This window comes from Aestuariivirga sp. (genome assembly GCF_044238155.1).
Lineage (GTDB): Bacteria > Pseudomonadota > Alphaproteobacteria > Rhizobiales > Aestuariivirgaceae > Aestuariivirga.
Genome location: NZ_JBIIDX010000168.1, coordinates 1 through 7,389, shown reverse-complemented (window position 1 = coordinate 7,389; position 7,389 = coordinate 1). Strand labels below are relative to the sequence as shown.

The window sequence follows — 7,389 nt, the reverse complement described above, 5'->3', positions numbered from 1 at the left end:
CGAGATCGCCCCGGGCACTGTGGTTCTGTTTCCAGCCGGCTGGACCGGCACCTGCACCGTTCACCAGACCATGCGCAACGTTTATATGCTGAGTTAGATCATGAGCCTCACCCTGCAATCCTCCGCTCCGCACCTCACAGGCCCGGAAAGCTTCGCCGGCCCCTTCAAGGACTGGGGCATCATTCCGACCATGATCGAAGGCGCCTCGCACACCAGCGGCATCGTGCTGCACAAGGGCCCCAACGGCGAGAGCGAAACCGGCATCTGGATCTGTACGCCGGGCTACTGGAACTGCCACGTGACGCGCGACGAGTTCTGCCATTTCCTGCTCGGCCGCTGCACCTACACACACGAGTCGGGCGAAGTGATCGAGATCGTACCCGGCACTGTGGCGTTCTTCCCACAGGACTGGAAAGGCACCTGCCGGGTGCATGAGACCATCCGCAAGGTCTATATGATCCGCTGAACGGCGGGGGATAGCCCGGTTTGGAACAGCAACAACGGAAATCCGGGTGATGCCTGGGTCCGGTTTGCTTGACCTCGGCGCTGATTCATTGGCACATACGGTGCAGTTGCCATGGCGAGACCCCGATGTCCAAAGACCCCCTTCTCCAGCCCTTCCATCTCAAGCACCTGAGGCTGCGCAACCGGATCATGACGACGAGTCATGAGCCTGCCTACCCGGAAGACGGCATGCCCAAGGACCGCTACCGTCTCTATCACCTTGAGCGCGCCAAGGCAGGCGTAGCCCTCACCATGACGGCTGGCTCCGCCGCTGTTTCAAAGGACAGTCCCCCGGTGTTCAACAACATCCTCGCCTACAAGGACGAGGTGGTGGGCTGGATGAAGAAGCTCGCCGATGACTGCCACGAGGCGGGCGCTGCAGTGATGATCCAGCTCACGCATCTGGGCCGCCGGACGCGCTGGGACAAGGGCGACTGGCTACCAGTGGTGGGCGCCAGCGCCGCGCGTGAACCCGCCCACCGCGCCTTCCCGAAAATCATCGAGGACTGGGACATCGCCCGCATCATCGAAGACTATGCCGATGCCGCAGAGCGCATGCAGGCGGCGGGGCTCGATGGCGTTGAGTTCGAGTGCTATGGCCACCTCATGGATCAATTCGTGAGCCCGCTCACCAACACGCTGGCCCATCCCTATGGCGGCAGCTTCGACAACCGCTTGCGGTTCGCAATGGACGTGCTGGCGGCGTGCCGGAAGCGGGTGGGCACTCAATTTCTGCTCGGCGTTCGCTACACCGCAGACGAAGAAGAAGAGGGTGGCATCAGCATCGCCGATGGCCTCGAACTGGCGCGCCGCTTCAAGGCCTCGGGGCTCGTCGATTTCCTGAATATCATCCGCGGCCGCATCCATACCGATGCAGCCCTTACCGGTGTCATTCCGGTACAGGGCATGCGGTCTGCGCCCAATGTCGATTTTGCCGGCATGATCCGCAAGGAGGTGGGCATGCCCACCTTCCACGCCGCCCGCATCCCGGATGTAGCCACCGCGCGCTATGCCGTTTCATCGGGCCAGCTCGACATGGTGGGCATGACGCGCGCCCACATGGCAGACCCGCACATCGTGCGCAAGATCATGGAGGGCCGCGAACACGACATCCGGCCCTGTGTCGGCGCCACCTATTGCCTCGATCGCATCTACCAGGGCGCCATGGCGCTCTGCCTGCACAATCCCGCGACCGGGCGGGAAGAGACCATGCCGCATGACATCTCCCGCGCCGGCACGCGCAAGCGTGTCGTTGTCGTGGGCGCCGGGCCCGCGGGTCTCGAGGCTGCACGCGTGGCAGCCGAACGCGGACACCACGTCACGGTGTTCGAGGCGGCGGACCGGCCGGGTGGCCAGGTGCGCCTCACGGCGATGAGCAAGCGCCGCTCGGAGATGATCGGCATCATCGACTGGCGCATGGCGCAATGTGCAGCGCGCGACGTCGAGTTCCGCTTCAACACCCTCGCCGAAGCCAGCACCGTGCTGGCCGAGAAACCCGATGTGGTGGTGGTCGCCACTGGCGGCCTGCCCGACAAGGACGTGCTGGAGCGCGGCAATGACCTGACGGTCTCAGCCTGGGACATTCTCTCGGGTGATGTGAAACCCGGCAGCAACGTGCTGCTCTATGATGATGCGGGCGACCATACGGCGATGCAGGCCGCGCAGTTCCTGGCCGAGTCCGGATCAACCGTCGAGATCATGACGCCCGACCGCAGCTTTGCGCCCGAAGTGATGGGCATGAACCTCGTGCCCTACATGCGCGCGCTGCAGGACAAGGCCGTGACCTTCACCGTGACCTATCGCCTACTGGGCGCAGAGCGTGATGGCAACCGGTTGAAGGCGGTCGTGGGTTCGGATTATCTGCGCAACCTACGCCAGGCGCGCCATGTGGACCAGATCGTGGTGAACCACGGCACCCAGCCGCTGGCCGATCTTTACTTCGAACTTAAGCCGCAGTCGGAGAATCTGGGCGCTGTGGATTATGAGGCTCTGATTGCCGGAAAGCCGCAAGCAATGAATGGGGGGCCGCCAGGGTTCCGGCTCTATCGCATCGGCGATGCGGTGGCGGCGCGGAATACCCACGCCGCCATCTACGATGCGTTGCGCCTGATGAAGGATACGTGATTCAGGCGGCGGCGATCTGTGCCGCCTTGTCGACAAGCACCTGCGCCTGGCGGATCGAGGCGTAGTCGATCAGTCGGCCGTCGAGCGAGACAGCACCCTTGCCCTGCGCCTCAGCCTCTTTCATGGCCACCAGAATACGCTTGGCGCGGGTGACTTCCGCTTCCGAGGGGCTCATCACCTCATTGGCAAGCGCGATCTGCGAGGGGTGGATTGCCCACTTGCCCTCACAGCCCAGCACCGCCGCACGGCGCGCAGCGGCGCGGAAGGCATCGGGGTCGGAGAAGTTGCCGAACGGGCCGTCAACGGGCCGCAGGCCGTTGGCGCGCGCCGCAACCACCATGCGGGCAATGGCATAATGCCACATGTCGCCCCAGTGCGTCTGGCGCGAGCCATCCTCGAGTGGTTCGGTCAGAATCGCATAGTCGGCATTGGCGCCACCGATCGATGTGGTGCGGGCACGCGTCGAGGCGGCATAATCGGCAACGCCGAAATGCAGCGATTCATTGCGCTTCGAGGCCGCCGCGATTTCCGAGACATTCTGCATGCCAAGCGCCGTCTCGATGATCATTTCGAAGCCGATACGCTTCTTACGGTTCCGGGCGGTTTCGATCTGGGTGACCAGCATGTCGATGGCATAGACGTCCGATGCCGTTCCCACCTTCGGGATCATGATCAGGTCGAGGCGGTCGCTGGCCTGCTCCAGCACATCCACCACGTCGCGGTACATGTAGTGCGTGTCGAGACCGTTGATGCGCACCGAGAGTGACTTGTTGCCCCAGTCGATGTCGCCAATGGCCTGGATGATGTTCTTGCGTGCCTGCGCCTTGTCATCAGGAGCGACAGCATCCTCGAGATCGAGGAAGACCACGTCAGCAGCCGATTTTGCTGCCTTCTCGAACATCTGCGGCTGGCTGCCAGGCACCGCAAGCTCGCTGCGGTTCAGGCGGGCGGGCGCCTGTTCGACGGTGAAGAAACTCATGTCAGGATCCTTGTGAAGGTGGTGGGGAACTGCGGCGGCGCAACAGTTGAGACTGCGCCGCCTCCGGATCGAACAGTCCATTCTCGAACACATAGCGCACGAGCTGATGACGGCGGAAGAGCCCCATGTCGCGGATCGCCCGCGACATGTGGGCTTTCACCGTGGCGCTGCTGACGCCCAGCAGAAAGGCGATCTCCTTGTCGGCAAGTCCGCAGCAGACGAGCTGGACGACGAGCGTCTGCATCGGCGACAGGCGTACCGGCCGGGGCTCGTAGCGATAGCTGCGCAGATCGGGCACGATCGTTGCCGCGCCTCCTGCCGCTTGCCGCCGCCCCGGCTGGAGCGGGGCTTCCAGGGGATGGATCATGTCGCCCTCACGCCGCCTTGAGAACCTTTTGCGCCGTGGTGCCGATTTCGGCCGGCGTTGGCGAGATCGCCACGCCCACATCCCGCAGCAGTTCGACCTTTTCAGAGGCACCCTCGCCGAAGGCCGAGATGATGGCGCCGGCATGGCCCATCTTGCGGCCCTTTGGCGCCGACAGACCGGCCACATAGGCAATCACCGGCTTCTTCATATGGTCACGGATGAATTCCGCAGCCTCCGCCTCCTGCGGGCCACCGATTTCACCGATCATCACCACCGCATGGGTTTCGGGATCAGCCTCGAACAGTTCCAGAATGTCCCGGAACGACGAGCCGTTGATCGGATCGCCACCAATGCCCACACTGGTCGAGACGCCGATGCCGAGGTCCTTCATCTGCGCCGCGGCTTCATAGCCCAGCGTACCCGAACGGCCGACGATGCCGACATGGCCCGGCAGATAGATGTTGCCGGGCATGATGCCAAGCAACGCCTTGCCGGGCGAGATCACGCCAGCGCAATTGGGGCCGACGAGACGCATGCGGTTTTCCGCCTTGTAGCGGCGCATGTAGCGCTTCACCCGGATCATGTCCTGGGCGGGAATGCCATCGGTGATGGACACGCAAAGGCGCACGCCGGCATCTGCCGCTTCCATGATCGAGTCGGCCGCGAAGGGAGGCGGCACGAAGACGATGGATGCCGTCGCGCCAGTCTTCTCGACTGCTTCCTTCATTGTGTCGAACACCGGCACGCCGTGCTCGCTGCTGCCACCCTTGCCAGGCGTGACGCCGCCAACGATGTTGGTGCCGTAGTCCATCATCTCCTTGGTGTGGAAGGAGCCAATCTTGCCGGTGATGCCCTGCACCAGAACCGGTGTTGTATGATCAAGAAGAATGCTCATGCGTTCACCACCTTGAGACCAATCGTGTTGGGGTTGTTCTTCCAGGCCGCGACCGCGCGTTCGGCGGCCTCGGCAAGCGTATTGGCGCGGATGATCGGCAGGCCCGAGCGCGCCAGGATGCGGCGGCCCTCCTCGACATGCGTGCCTGCCAGGCGGACGATCACCGGCACGTTCACCGGGCTCTTTTCCAGTGCCTGCACCACGCCCTCAGCAACCCAGTCGCAGCGGTTGATGCCAGCGAAGATGTTGACGAGGATCGCTTCGACGTTCTTGTCCATGGTCACGAGCTTGAAGGCCTTAGCGACCCGCTCAGGAGTGGCGCCGCCGCCGATGTCGAGGAAGTTGGCAGGCTCGCCGCCCGCCAGCTTGATCATGTCCATCGTGGCCATCGCAAGCCCCGCACCGTTCACGATGCAGCCAATCTTGCCGGTGAGGCCGACATAGGACAGGCCACGATCATTCGCGTGCGTCTCGCGCGGGTCTTCCTGGCTCTTGTCACGCAATTCGGCAACTGCCGGATGGCGGAACAGCGCATTGTCGTCGAAGGTCATCTTGGCATCGAGCGCCATGACATGATCATCTTCTGTCACGATCAGCGGGTTGATCTCCACCATCGTGGCATCGAGTTCCTCGAAGGCACGGTAGCAGCCCATGATGGCATTGACGGCAGACTGGATCTGCGAGGGCTTGAGGCCCAGCGCAAACGCCACTTCGCGCGCCTGGAAGGCCTGCATTCCGACGGCGGGCTCAACGCTCACCTTGACGATCGACTCCGGTTTCTGTGCGGCGATCTCCTCGATCTCCATGCCGCCTTCCGAAGAGGCAACCACCATCACGCGTTCCGACTTTCGGTCAAGCACGAAGCCCAGATACAGCTCCTTGGCAATGGCCACGCCGCCTTCGACGTAGAGACGATAGACGATCTTGCCTTGCGGGCCCGACTGATGCGTCACAAGCTTCTTGCCCAGAAGGTCGTCGGCAGCCTCCATCACCTCGTCCTCGCTGCGGCACAGCTTCACGCCACCCGCCTTGCCGCGCCCGCCGGTGTGCACCTGGGCCTTCACGACCCAGAGCTTGCCGCCAATTTCGCGCGAACGGTAGGCAGCCTGTTCGGGGCTGTAGGCCAGCGCGCCTTTCGGAACCGGCACGCCGAAGCGGCTGAGGATTTCCTTGGCTTGATACTCGTGAATGTCCATGGTTCGTTGCTCCTCAGGCCGCGTTCTTCATGGCAGCGGCTGCGCCAGTCGTGCGGTAGTATTCAATGGCGGCAGCAACCCCGGAGCCCGCCTCGACCGGCACGCCCAGATCGCGCATCGCCATTTCCGATCCCGCCAGTGCGGTGAGACACATGATCTCGTTCAGGTCACCCAGGTGACCGATGCGGAAGACCTTGCCTGCTACCTTGTTGAGACCCATGCCGAGCGACATGTTGTAGCGGGTGTAGGCATGACGCACGAGCGCCGCGCTGTCATAGCCATCTGGCAGCAGGATCGCGCTGACCGTATCCGAGTTCCACTTCGGGTCCCGCGCACAGAGCTTGAGACCCCAGCCGGTGACGGCGCGGCGAACACCCTCGGCGAGCCGGTAGTGACGCGCAAACACGTTCTCGAGCCCTTCTTCGAGCAGGAGGTCGGTCGCGGCCCGCAGCGCGCGCAGCATGTGCAGTGGCGGCGTGTAGGGGAAGAAGCCGTCTTTATTGGTGCGCATCATGTCTTCGAAGTCGAAGTAGCAGCGCCGGGCCGCCGCCTGCTTGCGCGCCGCCAGCGCCTTCTCCGACACGCACAGGATGGCGAGGCCGGCCGGCATCATGAAGCCCTTCTGCGAACCGGACACGCAGATGTCGACGCCCCACTCGTCCATGCGGAAGTCGATGGAGGCCAGCGAGCTCACGGCATCGACGAACAGCATGGCCGGATGATTGGCATGATCCATGGCGCGGCGCACGGCGGCTACGTCGCTGGTGACGCCGGTGGCGGTTTCGTTGTGAGTGACCAGCACCGCCTTGTAGGTATGGCCGGTGTCGGCCTTGAGCTTGTCGGCGAAGATCTCAACCGGCACGCCCTCGCCCCACGGCACGTCGACCACGTCGACCTCGAGGCCCATGCGCTGGCACATGTCGGCCCAGAGCAACGAGAACTGGCCGAAGCGGGAGATCAGAACCCTGTCGCCCGGCGAGAGCGTGTTGGTCATGGCCGCTTCCCAGCCGCCCGTGCCCGATGCCGGGAACAGGAACACCTGCCCGGCGCGCGACTTGAACACCTTCTTCACGTCTTCAAACAGAGGCAGCGTGAAGGCCGGCAAGTCCGGCGCGCGCTGATCCTCCATGGCGATATCCATGGCGACCCGCACCGCCTGCGGCACGTTGGTTGGACCTGGAATGAATAAACCCCGAATACCCGGCATGCGCATTCTCCCGTTTTTGTCGTGTCCGGACCCTTCCGGACCGCATGGTCCAGTTATGACCGGGTGGGGAAGACTTGAAAACACTCGAAAAACCAGCCTATTGGCGTCTATACGGGT

Annotated in this window: 7 protein-coding genes; 2 read left to right on the top strand and 5 right to left on the bottom strand. The window is 63.5% G+C overall.

Annotation, left to right across the window (positions count from 1 at the left end; genetic code table 11):
- Nucleotides 1-190: 190 nt before the first annotated feature.
- Both ACILRN_RS14770 and ACILRN_RS14765 read left to right on the top strand, forming a co-directional pair.
- A complete protein-coding gene (locus tag ACILRN_RS14770; protein WP_374332135.1) occupies nucleotides 191-466 on the top strand; it encodes a cupin domain-containing protein in 276 nt (91 codons plus the stop codon).
- Nucleotides 467-591: 125 nt separating this feature from the next.
- Nucleotides 592-2,628 carry an FAD-dependent oxidoreductase gene (locus tag ACILRN_RS14765; RefSeq protein ID WP_395689555.1) on the top strand — a complete coding sequence of 679 codons (2,037 nt, stop codon included), beginning with the start codon at nucleotides 592-594 and terminating at the stop codon, nucleotides 2,626-2,628.
- A 1-nt stretch (nucleotide 2,629) separates the two neighbouring features.
- Here ACILRN_RS14765 and ACILRN_RS14760 read toward each other — a convergent pair whose 3' ends face one another.
- From ACILRN_RS14760 to ACILRN_RS14740, 5 genes are read right to left on the bottom strand one after another with little or no spacing between them, the layout of a single operon-like run.
- Nucleotides 2,630-3,607 carry an HpcH/HpaI aldolase/citrate lyase family protein gene (locus ACILRN_RS14760; protein WP_395689553.1) on the bottom strand — a complete coding sequence of 326 codons (978 nt, stop codon included), beginning with the start codon at nucleotides 3,605-3,607 and terminating at the stop codon, nucleotides 2,630-2,632.
- A 1-nt stretch (nucleotide 3,608) separates the two neighbouring features.
- Nucleotides 3,609-3,974, bottom strand: a complete 366-nt coding sequence (locus tag ACILRN_RS14755; RefSeq protein WP_395689551.1) for a response regulator transcription factor — start codon at nucleotides 3,972-3,974, stop codon at nucleotides 3,609-3,611.
- Nucleotides 3,975-3,981: 7 nt separating this feature from the next.
- On the bottom strand, nucleotides 3,982-4,869 hold the full coding sequence (gene sucD / locus ACILRN_RS14750) for a succinate--CoA ligase subunit alpha (protein ID WP_395689549.1): 888 nt from the start codon (nucleotides 4,867-4,869) through the stop codon (nucleotides 3,982-3,984).
- A complete protein-coding gene (locus tag ACILRN_RS14745) occupies nucleotides 4,866-6,065 on the bottom strand; it encodes a malate--CoA ligase subunit beta (RefSeq protein WP_395689547.1) in 1,200 nt (399 codons plus the stop codon). Before ACILRN_RS14745 ends, sucD begins: the two co-directional genes overlap by 4 nt.
- A gap of 13 nt (nucleotides 6,066-6,078) precedes the next feature.
- Nucleotides 6,079-7,272, bottom strand: coding sequence for an aminotransferase class V-fold PLP-dependent enzyme (locus tag ACILRN_RS14740; RefSeq protein WP_395689545.1), 1,194 nt, complete (start codon nucleotides 7,270-7,272; stop codon nucleotides 6,079-6,081).
- Nucleotides 7,273-7,389: the final 117 nt, after the last annotated feature.